Raw genomic sequence first — 17,782 nt, forward strand, 5'->3', positions numbered from 1 at the left:
GTGCCGCAGCCCATGCCACGCACACTGCATTTCATCTCTGGCCTGCCGCGCTCGGGCTCCACGCTGCTCGCGGGCATCCTGCGGCAGAACCCGCGCTTTCACGCCGCGATGAGCAGTCCCGTGGCGGGGCTGGTCAACGGCGCCCTCGAGCAGATGGGCGCCGGCAGCGAATCCCACGCCTTCTTCGACGAGGCCCGGCGCAAGGCCATCTGCCGGGCCATCGTCGATGCCTACTATGCCGGCCAGCAGCAGCCCGTCCTCTTCGACACCAACCGCCAGTGGACGGCACGCATGCACCAGCTTGTGGAACTGGTGCCCGACTTCAGGATGGTGTGCTGCGTGCGCAATCCGGCATGGGTCATGGACAGCTTCGAGACCATCTACCGCAGGAACCCCTTCGACTACAGCCGCATGTTCAACGCGGCCTCGCGCCAGACGGTGTACAGCCGCTGCGAGTCGCTCATCCATGTGGCCGGTGCCGTGGGCAGCGCATGGACCGCGCTCAAGGAAGCCTACTACGGCGAGTTTTCCGAGCGCCTGCTGATCGTGGACTACGACCTGCTCACCCAGCACCCCCGGCGCACGGTGGAACTCATCTACCAATTTCTCGGCGAAGAGGCCTTCGCCCACGACTTCAATGCCGTCGAGTACTCCGAAAGCGAGTTCGATCTGCAACTGGGCGTCAAAGGCCTGCACGACGTGCGCCGGAAGGTGGCCTTCAAGCCGCGCCGCAGCATCCTGCCGCCCGACCTGTTTGCCAGGTACCAGGCCATGGACTTCTGGCAGGACACCACCGGCACCTCGGCCCACATCATCGCCAGCAAGAGAGCGTCCGCGACGGACACCGAAACACAGAGAGGAACACCATGATAGGCACCACATTCCTTGGCGGCTTCTCCGCCGCACTGCTTCCGCTGGGCCTGCTGGGCTCCGCAGGCCCGGCAGCGGGCTCGTACCTGCGCTCGTACCTGAGATCGCCCCAGGACTCTGGCGAGCAGATCGCCCTGCCCCTGTCCCGCAGTGCCGCGCCGGCGCGCGACCTGCGGCCTCGCCCCCCGGGAGAGCTGGAGATCGTCGTGGCATCGCCCGTCAGCGAACTGGTGATCGTGGACTCTGCCGTGCAGGACCGGGCCGTGCTGCAGCGTGCGCTCAAGCCCGGCGTGCAGATGGTGGAGATCGATGCCTCGCGCCCCGGCCTGCCCCAGTTGGTCCAGGCCCTGGCTTCGTTCAAAAATCTGTCAGCCGTCCACGTGGTCTCGCATGCCGAGGCCGGCGTGCTGCTGCTGGGCAGCAGCCGCATCACGGCCGAAAGCGTCAAGGGCGAGATCGAATCGCTGGCCGCACTGCGCAATGCCGTGCGTCCCGGCGGTGACCTGCTGTTCTACGGCTGCGATCTCGCAGCCACGCCCGAAGGCGAGCAACTGTTGGACATCGTGCAGCATGCAACGCAGCTGGACGTGGCGGCGTCCAGCAATGCCACAGGCAACCTGGCCCAGGGTGGAGATTGGCAGCTGGAGGTGCGGCGCGGCCACGTCGATACGCAGCTGGCGTTTTCGGACAAGGCTCTGGCTGATTTCTCGGGCGTGCTGCTGGCCAGCGACGGACCAAAGTCTTTCTCCAGCTTCAGCGTCAACAGCCTCGATCTAGTCCAGACGGATTTTCGCGTCTCCGCCTGGGACAGCACACATACACAACTGGGACTGCAAATATATTCAGCTGCGCCCTTCGCCGCCTACATCCAGAACGGAGGGACTGCGACCGGCACCTACTTCTATCTCAGAGCGGACGATATCAACACCACAAAGTTCGAGCTGACGGGCCTGTCAGCCGGTGAATTTGGTGCCTTCAGCCAGTTCACCAACGTGCGTATCGTGGGGATGCTGGCATCCGGTGGCACGGTCACGTCCAGCACCATCAACGGCAGCGACACGCCAGGAGAAGCGTTCACCTTCACGGCAACCCAGCTTGCCGATTTCAGTGGCAAGAAACTCAAAGGCTTCAAGCTCTATGTGGATTGCGGCGGGGACGGTGGCGCCTGCCCGGCAAACAAGTTCGCCGACTTCGAATTCCGCGGCTTCACGATCGCAGGGGCGCAGAACTCGCCACGCATCTCCATTGACCACATCAGCCTGACAGGAGCCACGGGAACAGGCGGAGCGTTCAAGATAGGTGACACCGTCACGGCACGCTGGAACAACACTGCCAGCGGAGACTACAACGCCACACCGATCACAGGCGTCAACTTCGATTTGTCCCAGTTCGGTGGCGGCGCTTCGGTGGCGGCTCTCAATTCTGCAGGCATCTGGACAGCGACCCATTTGCTGTCGGCTGGCGCCATCGATGCCACGAATCGCAACGTATCCGTCACGGCAAGCAACAGCAATGGTCCCGCAACAACGGCAGGCACGAACAATGCCACGGTAGACACCATTGCTCCTGTCGTCACCCCTGGCAACATCGCCCTGTCGGGAGCGTCCGGCGTGGGCGGCGCCTTCAAGGCCGGTGACACCGTGACCGCCCAGTGGAACAACACTGCTGCGGGCGACAACAACACTGACACCATCAGTGCAGTGTCCATCAACCTGTCCGCCTTCAACGGCCCGGTGGCCATACCGGCCACCAACGCCGCCGGGATCTGGACAGCCACCCTCCCGCTGCCGGCTGGGGTTGCAGGAAACAACCTCAACGCGAGCATCAGCGCCGTGGACAACGCCGGCAACATCACCACCACGGCAGGCAGCTCCAACGCCACCGTGGACACCCTGGCCCCCGCCGTCAGCAGCATCGCCGTCAGCGGCTCGCCAGCCCCGGGCGATGCCAGCGTGGCGTTCACGGCAACCTTCAATAAGCCAGTCACCAACATCTCCACCGACGACTTTACCCTGATCGGCACGGGCACGGCCTCAGGCACCATATCCAGTGTCTCGGCCAGCACGGGCAGCTCCGTCAACGTCAACGTTTCGGGCATCACGGGCACCGGCACCATCAAGATCAACCTGAACGGCAGCACCAACATCGCCGACAGCGTGGGCAACGGGCCGCCTGCGTCCTTCAACAGCGGCGGGACTCACACGGTCGCCGTTCCGGTGGCCCCTGGTGCTCCCACGGGTGCCACGGCCACGGCCGGCAATGCCCAGGCCTCCATCACATTCGCTGCCCCGGCCAGCAACGGCGGTTCGGCCATCTCCACCTATAACGCAGTGGCCAGCGGGGGCGGAGGCCAGACCGGATACTGCACGGGGCCGACAGCCTGCACCATCACCGTGCCCGGTCTGACCAATGGCATCAGCTACAGCTTCAACGTCACGGCCACCAACGGCGCCGGCCTGACCAGCGCAGCAGCCACGACCAATACCGTCGTCCCCAAGGGAACGCAGACCATTACCTTCGCCAATCCCGGCGCCCAGAACTTCGGCACCACGCCGACACTGGCGGCCAGCTCCAGCGCAGGGGCCAGCTATCCGGTGACCTTCGCCTCGTCCACCATGGGCGTGTGTACCGTCACTCCGACAGGCGCGCTGACCTTCGTGACCGCAGGCACCTGCACCGTTGCAGCCGACCAGGCCGGCGATGCCGCCATCGGCGCCGCACCCCAGGTCACGCAGAGCTTTGCCGTGAACGCCGTCGCCCCCGGTGCGCCCACCATCGGCACGGCCACGGCCGGCAATGCCCAGGCCACGGTGAGCTTTACCGCGCCCGCCTTCACGGGGGGTGCAGCCGTCACCTACACCGCCACGTCCAACCCGGGGGGCATCATGGCGACGGGCAGCAGCCCGATCACCGTGCCCGGCCTGACCAACGGCACGGCCTATACCTTCACAGTGACCGGCACCAACTCCGCAGGTACCGGCACGCCCTCGGCCACATCCAACCAGGTAACGCCCAAGGCCACGCAAACCATCAGCTTTGCCAACCCCGGTGCACAGAACTTCGGCACCACGCCGACACTGACGGCAACCTCCAGCGCGGGCGCCAGCTATCCAGTGGCCTTCACGTCATCCACCACCGGCGTATGCACCGTCACTCCGACAGGCGCGCTGACCTTCGTGACCGCAGGCACCTGCACCGTTGCAGCCGACCAGGCCGGCGATGCCGCCATCGGCGCCGCACCCCAGGTCACGCAGAGCTTTGCCGTGAACGCCGTCGCCCCCGGTGCGCCCACCATCGGCACGGCCACGGCCGGCAATGCCCAGGCCATGGTGAGCTTTACCGCGCCCGCCTTCACGGGGGGTGCAGCCGTCACCTACACCGCCACGTCCAACCCGGGGGGCATCATGGCGACGGGCAGCAGCCCGATCACCGTGCCCGGCCTGACCAACGGCACGGCCTATACCTTCACAGTGACCGGCGCCAACTCCGCAGGTACCGGCACGCCCTCGGCCACATCCAACCAGGTAACGCCCAAGGCCACGCAAACCATCAGCTTTGCCAACCCCGGTGCACAGAACTTCGGCACCACGCCGACACTGACGGCAACCTCCAGCGCGGGCGCCAGCTATCCGGTGGCCTTCACGTCATCCACCACCGGCGTATGCACCGTCACTCCGACAGGCGCGCTGACCTTCGTGAGCGCGGGCACCTGCACCATTGCAGCCGACCAGGCCGGCGATGCCGCCATCAGCGCCGCACCCCAGGTCACGCAGAGCTTTGCCGTGAACGCCATCGCGCCTGATATCCCCGTCATCGGCACCGTCACTGCCGCAGACGCCCAGGCCACGGTGAACTTCACAGCCTCCGTGGGCAGCGGCGGTGCACCCATCTCCGGCTACACCGTGACCGCCACGCCAGTGGCGGCACCCGGTGCACCCGCCGTGACAACGCAGACGGGCACGGCATCGCCCATCGTCGTGACGGGTCTGACAAATGGATTTGTCTACAACTTCACCGTCAAGGCCACCAACGGCGCACAGACCAGCGCGGACTCCGCAGCGGTACAAGCCACGCCGCGAAAGCTGGAGCTGATGGGCGCACCAGGCAGCGTGCCCGGCATGTCCGGCACGCCAACAGCGACGCTGTCCGGCGGCGGTGCCACCTGCACGCTGCAGGCCACCGGCGGCTTCGGCCCTGCAGCGTCCACACCGCCAGGCCTGCAGGCGCCCAACGGCCAATTCGCCTTCACGGCCGAGCAGTGCACGGGCGCCGTGACGATGACCCTGGTCTACCCCAGCCCGCTGCCCGTGGGCGTGCAGTTCCGCAAGCCCGACGGAGCAGGAGGCTGGTTCGACCCCACAAATGCGGCCACCTCGCTGAACGTGGTCCTGAACGCTGCCCGCACCACGGTCAGCTACACCATCACCGACAACGGTCTGGGCGATACCAACCCGGCCACGGGCACCGTCAGCGATCCGTTCGTTCCCGTGGTGGCTGCAGTGGCACCCGGCGGCGCGCAGGCCATTCCCTCGCTGGGTGGATGGGCGCTCGCAATGCTGTCCGGGCTGCTGGGAGGCCTGGCTCTGCGCAGCAGGAAGGTGTTCACGGCACGGCGTTGACGCGCAAGCTGCCCTGGCTGTTTGGCAGCTTGGCAGGCCCTGGTTCGCAAGAGCCAGGGCCTTTTGCATGAAGAGCGCAGGCCGCCTTCGGCGCAGGTGCGGCGACGGCCGTTCGCAGAGCCCGTATCGCCTGGGAATGCGGCAAGACGCCATCCCTGTGAGCCATGCCTGCTGCACAAGGCTTTTCTTAACCGCGCCCAGCGCATTCGGCCCGCCACACCGCCAGGGCCGACAGCGCAGCGCTGGCTCCCGCCAGCAGGATGGACGGCGTGTAGCCACCCCAGATATCGAACAGCCAGCCCGCCAGGCTGCCCCCGGCCATGGCCGAGATACCGACCGCCACATACAGCGCACCCAAAATGGCGCCCAGGTTCCGCGTGCCGAACCAAGTGGCGGCCACGGCGGGATACAGCGCGATGCACCCGCCGTTGGCCGCGCCGAACACCAGCGCGAAACCGGCCAGTGCCACGGAGCCTCGCGCCATGGCCCACAGCCCGCACAGCACTGCCAGGGACACGGTGAGCACCAGCAGAAAGCGCAGCGCCCCCATCCTGTCGCCCAGCCGGCCCAGCGCAAGGCGCCCCAGCACATTGCCCACGCCGATCAGCCCGATCAGCCCATTGGCCTGAGCGACAGACAACCCCTGCTGGCGTGCCAGCGGGTTGATGTGGATCAGCGCCAGGAACAGGCCGATGGAGCCCAGAAAGATGGCCGCGAAATACCACCAGAAACGGGCCTGCCGCGCCGCCTGGGCCAGGTCCATGCCCTGGGCGGACTGCCCGGCGGCAGGGTCACCCGAAGGCGGCACGCCGTCGGGATGCAGCCCCAGCTCCTCAGGCCGGCCGCGCAGGACCGCCGCCGCCGCCAGGCCAGTCAGTGCGATGGCTGCGGCATATACCTGCATGGTCAGTTGCCAGGACAGGTGCTCCATGAGTGCGCCCGCCACCACGGGGCCGAGCAGCGTGCCCAGCCCGGTGCCCGCCAGCGCGATGCCGGAGGCAGAACTGCGCCACAGCACGAACCAGCGCGCAATGGTGGAGACGGCGGGCACATACACCAGGCCCACGCCCAGGCCGACCAGAATGCAGAAGGCGCCCAGGAACAGCACCAGCGATGAGGACAGCAGGCTGCTGGCCACAAAGCCCAGCGCCAGCAACACGATGCCGGCCGAGGTGACGGTGCGTACCGACGTCCTGTCGCTCCAGGCCCCCGAGAACACGCCCACGCCGTAGTAGATCAGGGCAGTCAGGGAAAAGATGGAGGCCGTGGAAAAACTGCTGGCGCCAAACTGGGTCTGGATGCTGGCAAAAAACGCCCCGAACGAATAGGCCGCGCCAAAGATCAGCGCCAGCAGCACATGGACGGCGCCCACGATGTACCAGCCCCGGAAAAGTCTGCCTCGCCTCATTTGCATCTCCTTGGTATGGGATGACTTTAGTTGTCTATACATGCTTAGACATTAGGTATCAACCCCAGGAATACAGGGCAAAGAGCGAAATTGCAAGGACGGCGCACCTGCAAGGCCGGCAGCATTCCATAGCCGGTGTATGGGAGACAAGGCGTTGTTCAGAGGGACGGCCGCAAGGGTGCATGGGCTGGGGCGAGGCGGGTCACCAAACCATCGCCTGTGGCAATCCATGCCTCCTTGCGCCCAGCCGCTGCACATCTATGATCGCCACGAAGAATCGTTTTCTTCCTGCATCCGTTCACGGGCTGCACTCTCTCCATGCGCAGATCTTCTCGCCGACAGCTTCCCTCGCCCGCACGGTACCGGGCACCGTGCCCGGCGTTTTGCAGCGCTTGGCTTTCTGGAGCCTCATTGCAATCTTGGCGTGCGCCCTAGGCACTCTTTCCGTGGCTCATCCGGCTGCCACAGCTCTCACAGTCACTGCATTGGTCAGTTGCGGAGCATGGTCGAACAACCGCGAGAAAACCAGACTGCAGGCGCTTGCCGCCACCCGCAACGGCGAGTCGATCTGCGGCTTTGCCCGTTCCTTTGATTTGCGCAGCACAGATCCTTTGGTAGTCCGCGCTGTGTATGCACCGCTTCAGTCTGAAGCGGCAACGCAGGCCACCGTATTTCACTGACGACAGCGCCTTGCTCAAAGCACGGCACAGACCGCTGCAGCGCCCTCAGGAAATCACATTCCGAATGAACCGCGTCACGCCTTCGTGCAGGTTCACGTAGGCGTAGTCCTGGGCGCTGCCGTAGATGGCGTAGTCGCCGGCCTCGATGGTCATGGGGCCTTCGCTCAGGTCCACCAGCAGGCGGCCTTCGACCACGACGATCATCTCGTGCCAGCCTTCCGGGTCGGGTTCGGCCTGGTAGCGTTCGCCGGGGCCCAGGGACCAGGACCACAGCTGAGCCTCGCGCGTGGCGGGCACGCTGCCCAGCAGCATGGCCTGGCTTTCGGGCCGGGTGCCGCGCCAGGCCATGGCGTCCATGCGCAGGCGCTGCGCGGCCGGGTCGCTGACGATTTCTATGAAGCTGGCGCCCAGCGCATCGGCCAGCCGATCCAGGCTGGACAGGCTGATATTGGTGTCGCCGCCTTCCAGCTGCACGACCATGCGCCGGCTCAGGCCTGCGGCCTCGGCCAGGGCCGCCTGGCTCAGTCCTGCACGCTGGCGAAGGCGGCGCAGGTTTTCGCTGACGAAAGCCAGGACATCGGAGCGCTCGCCAGCGCTGTGCAATATATTTCTCATATGATCTGCGCAATATGTTGCACACGTCATCTTCTCACAGTTCGCGCACGCCGCTGCTCAGCCGGCAGGAGCTGGCCCTGATCGCCGTCACCATGGTCTGGGGCGGCACTTTTCTCGTGGTCCATCTGGCCATGCAGCACAGCGGGCCGCTGTTCTTTGTGGGCCTGCGCTTCGTCACGGCGGGTCTGATCGGGCTGCTGGTGTTCCGCAAGGTCATGGCCGGGCTCACGCGCACCGAGCTGGTCGCAGGCACGGCCATCGGCGCCAGCATCTTTCTGGGCTATGGTCTGCAGACCTTCGGCCTGCAGACCATCAGCAGCAGCAAGTCGGCGTTTCTGACCGCCTTGTATGTGCCCATCGTGCCCCTGCTGCAATGGCTGGTGATGGGCAAGCCGCCGCGATTGATGAGCTGGATAGGCATCGGCCTGGCCTTCACGGGCCTGATGCTGGTGGCGGGGCCCGAGTCCGGGGGAATGGAGTTGAACGTGGGCGAGATGGCGACCATGCTGAGCACGCTGGCGATTGCGGCCGAGGTGCTCCTGATCGGGCATTTCGCGGGCAAGGTCGATGCGCGGCGCGTGACCACGGTGCAGTTGCTGGCGGCCGGCACCATGGCGCTGCTGGCCATGCCCGTGGCTGGCGAGTCGGTGCCGGATTTCTCGTGGATCTGGCTGACGGCCGCCGTGGCCATGGCCTGCGCCAGCATCCTGATCCAGCTGACCATGAACTGGGCCCAGAAGTCCCTGTCGCCCACGCGTGCGACCGTGATCTATGCCAGCGAGCCGGTCTGGGCCGGCATCGTGGGACGCATGGCCGGCGACCGGCTGCCGGGGCTGGCCATCCTGGGGGCTGCGCTGATCGTGGGCGGCGTGCTGGTCAGCGAGCTGAAATGGAGCCGGCGCAAGGCTGGAGCATCCACGGCTTGAGAGGGACGGGGGCGACATCCGTGGTGCTGTCCCGGTGCTGCCTTGATGCGGCCTTGATGGCGTTGTGCGCAAACACAATCCGCCCTTGAGGCAGCCGTCCCTAGAGTCAAGGCCTCACAACAAATGGCTTCCCGATGAAGCCGCGCCGCCATGAGACCTGTCGCCATCCTCCAGCACGAATCCACCCAGGGCCCCGGCGTTCTGCGTGAACACCTGGAGCAGCAGTGCATTCCCTACCGAATGTTGCAGCCCGCCCTCGATGGCAGAGCCCCTGTGCATGCCGCCGACTACAGCGGCATCGTGGTGCTGGGCAGCAACCATTGCGTCAACGAGGGCCTGCCCTGGATGGAGGATGAACAGTCCCTGCTGGCCGACGCGCTGCGGCATGACGTTCCCGTGCTCGGCCACTGCTTCGGCGCGCAGATGCTGGCGCGCGCCATGGGCGCCAGGGTCTGGCGCAACCCCTGCCCCAACATTGGCTGGAGCCGCATCTGGGTGACGGCCGCCGCCCAGCAGCTCATGGACCTGCCGCGCGAGGCCACGATCTTCCATTGGCACTACGACACCTTCGAGATCCCGCGCGGCGCCGTGCGCACCATGTACGGCAGCCATTGCCTGAACAAGGGTTTTCGACATGGCCGGCACTGGGCCTTCCAGGGCCACATGGAGGTGACTGCCGCCAGCGTGGCTGCCTGGTGCGCCGAAGGCCATGACGAGCTGCTGCGCGCACGCGGCCCCGCGGCTCAGACCGAGAGCGAGATCCTGCGCCACCTGGACCTGCGCATTCCCGTGCTGCATGCCCTGGCCCACCGCACCTACCGTGCCTGGACGTCACAGCTGCAGCGGCCCGTGGTCGTGCCCCTGAGCGCGGCCAGCCGGTAAACCTTCCAGGCCAGGCAATCCCTGGTGAATACCCTGGGTGCGCTTGACGCAGCTTTTGCGTGCAGGGAAACTTTCGATACGAAATAGAAAACTTTCGAATCGAAAGAATCCATGCAGGAACAAGGCAACAGTTCACTCAAGCGCAGGCTGCAGATCGTGGAGCTGGCGCGCAAGACCGACGAGGTGCGGGTGGAGGCGCTGAGCGTGCTCTTCGGCGTCTCCACCGTCACCATCCGCAACGACCTGCACTACCTGGAGCAGCAGGGCTATGTGGTGCGCGCCTTCGGCAAGGCGCGCTACAACCCGGCCCTGCTCAAGACGGCGGCCGAGCTGCCCGGCGCCCACGCCGCCGCACAAGGCCCGGCACAGGCCCAGGTAGCCCAGGGCGCGCTGGGCTGGATCGAGGACGACGCCTCGGTCTTCCTGGGCAGCGGACGCATCACCCACCGCGTGCTGCCGCTGCTGGCCAGCCGCCAGGGCATTGCGCTGACGCTGCACGACCTGTCCATGGTGGCGACGGCACGGCAGTTTCTCGATTGCGCCATCCACGTCACGGGCGGCTCGCTGGCCGGCGACGAGCCCTGCCTCATCGGCCCCGGCGCTGAAACGGGCCTGCGCGGCCGGCCGCTGGACATCTGCCTTTTCGAGATCTGCGGCATCGACGAGCGCAACCGCCTGCTGTGCCGCGACCCGGGCGCCGCGCGGCTCTACGCGGCAGCCGTGGAGCACAGCGCCAAGGCCGTGGCGCTGGCACTGGATCTGGACAGCACCTCGGGCGGACACCCGGTCTGCGACATCGCTCAACTCGACGGCCTGTGCGCGCACCAGGACATGGAGCCCGGCGCCTTCGATCTGCTGGCACGCCACCGGCTGCAGGCCACCCACAAGGCAGAGGGCCGCATCGAGTTCGCCAGAAGCTGAGTTTTTCCACGACGACAGAGGGAGGGAGACCGCCATGGACCGCAACACGTTTCTCCGGCGCATGCTGGCCGGCGCATTCACATTCGGCCTGCCGGCCAGCCCGGTGCTTGCACAGCCGGGCCCCGGCCCCGCGCGCACCCTCGGCGTGTCCCTGCTCACGCAGCAGCACCCGTTCTACCTGGAGCTGGCCCAGGCCATGCAGCAGGAAGCCGCGCGGCAGGGGCTGAAGCTGGACCTGAGCATTGCCAACCAGGACCTGGGCAAGCAGATCTCCGATGTGGAGGACTTCGTCAGCAAGAAGGTCGATGCCATCATCCTGTCGCCCGTGGATTCACGCGGCGTCAAGGCCGCCGTGCTCAAGGCCGCCGCCGCCCGCATACCCGTGATCACCGTGGACATTGCGGCCAGCGGGGTGGAAGTGGCCTCGCACGTGGCCACCGACAACCGCGCCGGCGGCGTGCTGGCCGGCCAGCTCATGGCCCGCGCCACGGGTGGCAAGGGCCAGATCGGGGTGCTGCACTACCCGTCCATACAGTCCGTGGTCGATCGCGTGGAGGGCTTCAAGTCGGCCATCGCGGCCTTCCCCGGCATGAAGATCGTCTCGGTACAACCCGGCATCACACGCGCCGAGGCCCTGTCCGCATCGCAGAACATGCTGCAGGCCCACCCCGACCTGGCAGGCATCTTCGGTTTTGGCGACGATGCGGCCCTGGCCGCGCTGGCCAGCGTCAAGGCCGCCAGAAAGCTGGAGCAGGTGAAGATCGTGGGCTTTGACGGCATGGCCGAGGCCCGTGCAGCCGTGGACCGCGAACCGGCCTTCGTGGGCGTGATCCGCCAGTACCCCGACCAGCTGGGACTGCAATCCGTGGCCCTTGCCGCGCAATTGCTGTCGGGCAAGCCGGTGGAAAAATTCCACCCCGTGCTGCCCGGCGTGTACACGGCTGCCGCCAGGTAAATGGACCTGCGGAGCCCGCCATGCCAGGCCCCACTGCACACAGCCACCCAGGCCGTGCCATGCTCGCCGCCGTTGCGCCGCCCCCCATGCTCGAAGCCCGGGCGCTGGCCAAATCCTTCGGCGCCGTGCAGGCGCTCAAAGGCGTTTCCTTCCGCCTACGCGCAGGCACGGTGCACACGCTGCTGGGAGAGAACGGGGCCGGCAAATCCACCCTGCTCAAGATCCTGGCCGGCGTACACCGGCCCGATGGCGGACAGCTGCTGGTGGCCGGCGCCCAGGCCCGGCTCGGCAGCCCCGGCGATGCGCAGCGCCACGGCATCGCCATCGTTCACCAGGAGCTGAGCCTGGCGCCCAACCTCAGCGTGGCGGACAACCTGTTTGCCGCGCGGCTCCCGCAGCGGGCCGGCTGCGTGGACCGCCGCGCACTGCGCCGCGACGCCGCCGCGCTACTGGCCCGACTGGGCATGGACCTGGACCCCGACGCGCAGGTGGCCGACCTGTCGCTGGCCCAGCGCCAGCTGGTGGAGATCGCCAAGGCGCTGTGCCAGCCCGCGCGCATCGTCATCATGGACGAGCCCACGTCCTCGCTCAGCGACAGCGAGGCGCAGATTCTCTTCACCCTCATCGCCCGCCTCAAGGCCGAGGGGCGCGCCATCATCTACGTCTCGCACCGCATGGACGAGATCATGCGCATCTCCGACGAGATCACCGTCATGCGCGATGGCAGCTCCATCTGCACCCTGGCGCGGGACGAGACCGACATCGGGGCGCTGATCGCGCTCATGGTCGGACGCCAGATGCAGGACATCTATCCGCCGCGCGGCCCCGCCCCTGACCGCAGCATGCGCGCCCTGCTCCAAGTGCGCGGCCTGGGCCTGTCCGGGCGCTTCGAAGGCATTGACTTCGAGGTCCACGCGGGCGAGATCGTGGGCTTCTTCGGGCTGGTGGGCTCGGGCCGGTCCGATGTCATGGATGCGCTGTTCGGCATGCACCGCTGCACGGGCAGCATCCTCATGCACGGCCGGCCGCTGCGCCTGCGCTCGCCGGCCGACGCCATCGGCCACGGCGTGGCCTTCGTGACCGAGAACCGCAAGGAGCAAGGCCTGGTGCTGGACCAGTCCGTGCAGCACAACATCTGCATGGTGCAGGTGCACAGCGGGCGCGGCGGCGCACTGCTCACCGACGAGGCCGCCGAGCAATCGCTGGCCCGCGCCTGCGTGCAGCGGCTGAAGATACGCGTTGCCGGCCTGCACCAGCCCGTGCGCCAGCTGTCGGGCGGCAACCAGCAAAAGATCGTGTTCGCCAAATGGCTGGCCATGCGCCCCCGGCTGCTGGTGCTGGACGAGCCCACGCGCGGCATCGACGTGGGCGCGAAGTTCGAGATCTATGCCCTGATCCGCGAGCTGGCAGCAGCCGGCACGGCCGTCATCCTGGTGTCGTCGGAACTGCCCGAGGCACTGGCCCTGAGCGACCGCCTGCTGGTCATGCGCAACAAGCGCCTGGTCCAGAGCCTGGACACCCTTCATCTGCGCCAGGAGACCGTGATGGCGCACGCCACCGGAGCAGGACTGCCATGACCCCTTCCGAACTGAGCATCACCGCGTCTGACTACTCCAAGGCCTCCAACGCTTCCGACGCCGCCGAAAGCATCCCGAACCGCCAGGAAACCTGGCGAGACGGCTTGCGAGGTGGCTGGCGATCGCTGCGGCGCCACGCCGGCACCCTCATGGGCCTGGCCGCCCTGGTGCTGCTGTTCTCTCTGCTGTCGCCGGCCTTTCTGACGGCCGGCAACCTGCGCAACGTGCTGCTGCAGGTGTCCATCATCGCCATCGTGGCCTTCGGCATGACCTATGTGCTGCTGCTGGGCGAGATCGATCTCTCGGTGGGATCGGTGGTCGCCCTGGCCGGCAGCGTGGCCGGCCTGATGCTGGGCCAGGGCCTGGCACCTGCCCTGGTGCTGCCCGCCGTGCTGCTGTGCGGCCTGCTGCTGGGCGCGGTCAACGGCTCGCTGTCGGCGCTGCTGCATCTGCCGTCCTTCATCGTGACGGTGGCGACCATGGGCATCTTCCGGGGGCTGGCCTATATCGTCTCGGGCGGCATGCCGCAGCCGGTGGACAGCGAAGCCTTTCTGTGGATCGGCAATGGCGAGCTGCTGGGCATGCCCGTGCCCATCTGGATACTGGCCGCGCTGCTGGCTGCCAACCACTTCGTGCTGTCGCGCACCGTGTTCGGCCGCAAGACCTATCTGGCGGGCGGCAATGCAGAGGCGGCCACCTATGCGGGCATACGGGTGGGGCGGCTCAAGATCGCCATCTTCATGCTGTCGGGGCTGATGGCGGCCGTGGGCGGCCTGCTGCTCACCTCGCGCCTGTACTCGGCCCAGCCCAACGCGGCCATGGGCTGGGAGCTGGACGCCATTGCCGCCGCCGTGCTGGGCGGCACGCGCCTGGCCGGAGGCCACGGCAGCGTTGCGGGCACCTTGATAGGGGCGCTGATGATCGGCGTCATCAACAACGGCATGAACCTGATGAGCGTGCCCTACTTCTATCAGCTCATCGTCAAGGGCAGCGTGATTCTGGTGGCCGTGTGCATCGATGTGCACAGCAGGCGCAGGCGCTGACGCATGGGCCGGCGGTGCAGCGAACGGCGCACGGGGTTTGATTCCAAAGGGAGGGAGAGCATGCAATCCATCATGACCATGGGCGAGATCCTCGTCGAAATCATGGCCGAGCGAAAAGGCCAGAGCTTTCGCGCGCCGGGGCCGCTGGCCGGGCCCTACGCCAGCGGGGCGCCCGCCATCTTCATCGACCAGGTCGCCCGGCTGGGGCATCCAGCCGCCATCATCGGCTGCGTGGGCGACGACGATTTTGGCTGGCTCAACATCGACCGGCTGCGCCGCGACGGCGTGGACACCAGCGCCATCGCCGTGTGCCAGAACGCCGTCACGGGCAGCGCCTTCGTCACCTACCGCGACAGCGGCGAGCGCGACTTCATCTTCAACATCACCAACAGCGCCTCGGCCCAGCTGCAGCCCGAGCAGGTCAACCAGGCCGTGCTCAAGGACTGCGCGCATTTCCACGTCATGGGCTCGTCGCTGTTCTCGTTTCGCATCATCGATGCCATGAAGAAGGCCATCGAGATCGTCAAGGCCCAGGGTGGCACCGTGTCCTTCGATCCGAACGTGCGCAAGGAGATGCTGCGCATCCCCGAAATGCGCGAAGCCCTGGCCTACATCCTGGAGTTCACCGACATCTTCCTGCCCAGCGGCCACGAGGTCACCCAGCTGGCCCGCTCGGCCGACGAGGCCGGCGCCATCGCCGAGATCTTTGCGCGCGGCGTGCGCGAAATCGTGGTCAAGCGCGGCGCCGACGGCTGCAGCTACTTCAGTGCCGACGAGCGCATCGACCTCGACGCCCTCCCCGTGGACGTGGCCGACCCCACGGGTGCGGGCGACTGCTTCGGCGCCACCTTCATCGCCTGCCGGCGCATGGGCAAGACCGCGCTGCAATCGCTGCGCTACGCCAATGCGGCCGGCGCGCTGGCCGTCGCCAGCAAGGGGCCGATGGAGGGCACATCCGGCTTTGCCGGGCTCGACGCGCTGCTGGCACAACAGCCGCAGCACCTGCGGCATGCGGTGATGGAGGGCTGAAACCATGCCCGCCCATCTCACCCACCTCACCCGCCTGGCGCAGTCACGCTCCGGGCAAACGCCAGCAGCCGCAGGCGATGCGCGCGCTACAGGCAGCGCACTCGGCATCTACTCCATCTGCTCGGCCCATCCCCTGGTCATCGAGGCGGCCATGCACCAGGCGCTGGACGACGGCACGCCGCTGCTCGTGGAGGCCACCGCCAACCAGGTCAACCAGTTCGGCGGCTACACCGGCATGCAGCCCGCCGACTTTCGCCGTTTCGTGCTGGCCATTGCCGACCACTGCGGCCTGCCGCCAGACCGCGTGCTGCTGGGCGGCGACCACCTGGGCCCCATGGCGTGGACGCATCTGCCTGCCGCCGAGGCCATGGAACTGGCGCAGGACCTGGTGCACGCCTATGCGGCAGCCGGCTTCGTGAAGCTGCACCTGGACGCCAGCATGGCCTGCGCAGACGACCCCCAGGCGCTGGACGACGAAACCGTGGCCCGCCGCGCTGCCCTGCTCTGCCAGGCGGCCGAGCGCGGCAGCACCTGCCCGGCGCCCGGCCCCGTCTACGTGATCGGCACCGAAGTGCCCGTGCCCGGCGGCGCCGCGCATGCGCTGGAGCATGTGGAAGTCACCGCGCGCGCCGACGCCCAGCGCACGCTGCAGGTGCACCGCGACGTCTTCGCGCAGCAGGGGCTGGACGCTGTCTGGCCGCGCATCATCGCGATGGTGGTGCAGCCGGGCGTGGAGTTCGATCACACGCGCGTGGTGGACTACGCGCCAGCCGGGGCAGCCGACCTCCGGCAGTTGCTGCGCCAGCATCCGCAACTGGTCTTCGAGGCCCACTCCACCGACTACCAGCGGCCCGAGGCCCTGCGCCAGCTGGTGCAGGACGGCTTTGCCATCCTCAAGGTCGGGCCCGGCGCCACTTTTGCGCTGCGCGAGGCGCTGTTCGCGCTGGCCGCCATAGAGGAGCAGCTCGTGGATGCACCCCAGCGCTCCCACCTGCCCGCCGTGCTGGAGTCGGCCATGCTGGGCCGCCCCGCCAACTGGGAGCGCTACTACCGCGGCGAGCAGCCCGATCCCGGCGTCCAAAGGCTGCTGCGCATCTACAGCTACAGCGACCGCATCCGCTACTACTGGGCCGACCCCACGGTGAACGCCGCCGTGGCGCGGCTGCTGGACAACCTGTCCGCCTGCACCCTGCCCGAGAACATGCTCAGCCAGTTCCTCCCAGCCCAATACCAGGCCGTGCGCGCCGGGCGGCTGGCCCCCTCGCCCCACGCGCTGGTGCTGGACCGCGTGCGCGAGGCGATACGGCCGTATGCGGCAGCCTGCAACGCGAGCCTCACAGCTGCCCCGCCTCCCCCCTGATCAAATCCCACACGCTTTGCGCCACGGGCGACAGTTCGCGTTGGCGGCGGCGCACCAGCATGATGTCGCGCTGCACGCGCGGCAGCAGGGGGCGGCTGGCAAGGGCGTCGGGGGCGGCGCCACTCGCGGGAATTCGCCATGTCTGCGGCACGGCCAGTTCCGGCACCACGCTCAGGCCCAGGCCCGCCTGGAGCATGCAGAAGATGGTGGTGGTGTGGCCGACTTCCTGCACCACGGCGGCCTCGGCGTCGTGGGCCTGCAGCGCGGCGTCGATCAGGCGGCGGCTGCCCGAGGCGTGGTCCAGCAGTACCAGCGGCTGGCCGGCCAGGTCGCTCCAGGCCACCTGGCGCTTGCGAGCCAGCCGGTGCGTGGACGGGCAGACCAGGCAGAACGGTTCACTGAGTATGGTTTCGCAGTACAGGTCATCGCGGCCCTGCGGGTCGATGACCACGCCGAAGTCCACCTCGCCGCTGCGCACGCTTTGCAGCACATCGCTCTGGATGCGGTCCAGCAGCAGCAGTTCGATGCCCGGCGCCTGCTCGCGGCAGCGCGCAATGCAGCGCGGCATCAGATGCGCCGACAGGGTGGGGCTGCTGGCCACGCGCACCTTGCCCAGGCGCTGGGTGGCCAGGCCGCTGACTTCGAGCAGGCATTCATCCAGCGCATCCAGAACGCGCGTGGCATGGCCTTGCAGCAGGCGGCCGGCGTCGGTCAGCTCCACCTCGCGCGTGGTGCGGTGCAAGAGCTGCACGCCCAGGGCCTGCTCCAGCTCGGTGACATTGCGGCTGACGGCAGGCTGGGTCAGCGCCATGAGCTCGCCGGCGCGGCTGAAGTTGCGGCTTTCCGCCACGGCCAGGAAGGCGCGCAGCTGGCGCAGGCTGATATTCATACGGAAAA

At 67.5% G+C, this 17,782-nt stretch carries 14 protein-coding genes; 11 read left to right on the forward strand and 3 right to left on the reverse strand.

The window, feature by feature from the left end:
* Positions 1-12 precede the first annotated feature (12 nt).
* Both PO605_RS24325 and PO605_RS24330 read left to right on the forward strand, forming a co-directional pair.
* Positions 13-870: a sulfotransferase family protein gene (locus PO605_RS24325; RefSeq protein ID WP_034364027.1), complete on the forward strand. Its 858-nt coding sequence runs from the start codon at positions 13-15 to the stop codon at positions 868-870.
* Positions 867-5,489 carry a DUF4347 domain-containing protein gene (locus tag PO605_RS24330; RefSeq protein ID WP_272206996.1) on the forward strand — a complete coding sequence of 1,541 codons (4,623 nt, stop codon included), beginning with the start codon at positions 867-869 and terminating at the stop codon, positions 5,487-5,489. The genes PO605_RS24325 and PO605_RS24330 overlap by 4 nt, the downstream gene beginning before the upstream one ends.
* 187 nt (positions 5,490-5,676) lie before the next feature.
* Here the strand turns inward: PO605_RS24330 and PO605_RS24335 are convergent, their stop codons facing one another.
* The gene (locus PO605_RS24335) at positions 5,677-6,897 is read right to left on the reverse strand and encodes an MFS transporter (RefSeq protein ID WP_047475098.1); all 1,221 of its coding nucleotides are present in this window, start codon (positions 6,895-6,897) and stop codon (positions 5,677-5,679) included.
* Between the two features lie 260 nt (positions 6,898-7,157).
* Here PO605_RS24335 and PO605_RS24340 point away from each other — a divergent pair, with 260 nt between their 5' ends.
* Complete coding sequence (locus tag PO605_RS24340; protein ID WP_082001662.1) at positions 7,158-7,577, forward strand: hypothetical protein; 420 nt, start codon at positions 7,158-7,160, stop codon at positions 7,575-7,577.
* Positions 7,578-7,622: 45 nt separating this feature from the next.
* Here PO605_RS24340 and PO605_RS24345 read toward each other — a convergent pair whose 3' ends face one another.
* A complete protein-coding gene (locus PO605_RS24345; RefSeq protein WP_026062195.1) occupies positions 7,623-8,192 on the reverse strand; it encodes a helix-turn-helix domain-containing protein in 570 nt (189 codons plus the stop codon).
* Between the two features lie 14 nt (positions 8,193-8,206).
* Between PO605_RS24345 and PO605_RS24350 the strand changes: the two genes are divergently transcribed.
* From PO605_RS24350 to PO605_RS24385, 8 genes are all read left to right on the forward strand, one after another.
* Entirely contained in the window at positions 8,207-9,118 is a 912-nt protein-coding gene (locus tag PO605_RS24350) for a DMT family transporter (RefSeq protein ID WP_272206997.1), read from the forward strand.
* 150 nt (positions 9,119-9,268) lie between these two features.
* Positions 9,269-10,000, forward strand: coding sequence for a type 1 glutamine amidotransferase (locus tag PO605_RS24355; protein WP_016448076.1), 732 nt, complete (start codon positions 9,269-9,271; stop codon positions 9,998-10,000).
* Positions 10,001-10,111: 111 nt separating this feature from the next.
* A complete protein-coding gene (locus tag PO605_RS24360; RefSeq protein WP_209800528.1) occupies positions 10,112-10,921 on the forward strand; it encodes a DeoR family transcriptional regulator in 810 nt (269 codons plus the stop codon).
* A 34-nt stretch (positions 10,922-10,955) separates the two neighbouring features.
* Positions 10,956-11,876 carry a substrate-binding domain-containing protein gene (locus tag PO605_RS24365; protein ID WP_272206998.1) on the forward strand — a complete coding sequence of 307 codons (921 nt, stop codon included), beginning with the start codon at positions 10,956-10,958 and terminating at the stop codon, positions 11,874-11,876.
* 59 nt (positions 11,877-11,935) lie between these two features.
* Complete coding sequence (locus PO605_RS24370; RefSeq protein WP_272206999.1) at positions 11,936-13,453, forward strand: sugar ABC transporter ATP-binding protein; 1,518 nt, start codon at positions 11,936-11,938, stop codon at positions 13,451-13,453.
* Positions 13,450-14,496, forward strand: a complete 1,047-nt coding sequence (locus tag PO605_RS24375) for an ABC transporter permease (RefSeq protein WP_272207000.1) — start codon at positions 13,450-13,452, stop codon at positions 14,494-14,496. The genes PO605_RS24370 and PO605_RS24375 overlap by 4 nt, the downstream gene beginning before the upstream one ends.
* Before the next feature lie 60 nt (positions 14,497-14,556).
* A complete protein-coding gene (locus tag PO605_RS24380) occupies positions 14,557-15,525 on the forward strand; it encodes a tagatose kinase (RefSeq protein WP_272207001.1) in 969 nt (322 codons plus the stop codon).
* A 4-nt stretch (positions 15,526-15,529) separates the two neighbouring features.
* Positions 15,530-16,885 (forward strand): D-tagatose-bisphosphate aldolase, class II, non-catalytic subunit, encoded by a 1,356-nt coding sequence (locus PO605_RS24385; protein ID WP_272207002.1) that lies wholly within the window; start codon positions 15,530-15,532, stop codon positions 16,883-16,885.
* Here PO605_RS24385 and PO605_RS24390 read toward each other — a convergent pair.
* On the reverse strand, positions 16,860-17,774 hold the full coding sequence (locus PO605_RS24390; protein ID WP_272207003.1) for a LysR family transcriptional regulator: 915 nt from the start codon (positions 17,772-17,774) through the stop codon (positions 16,860-16,862). The genes PO605_RS24385 and PO605_RS24390 overlap by 26 nt on opposite strands.
* Positions 17,775-17,782: the final 8 nt, after the last annotated feature.

The organism is Delftia sp. DT-2, assembly GCF_028401915.1.
Lineage (GTDB): Bacteria > Pseudomonadota > Gammaproteobacteria > Burkholderiales > Burkholderiaceae_C > Comamonas > Comamonas tsuruhatensis.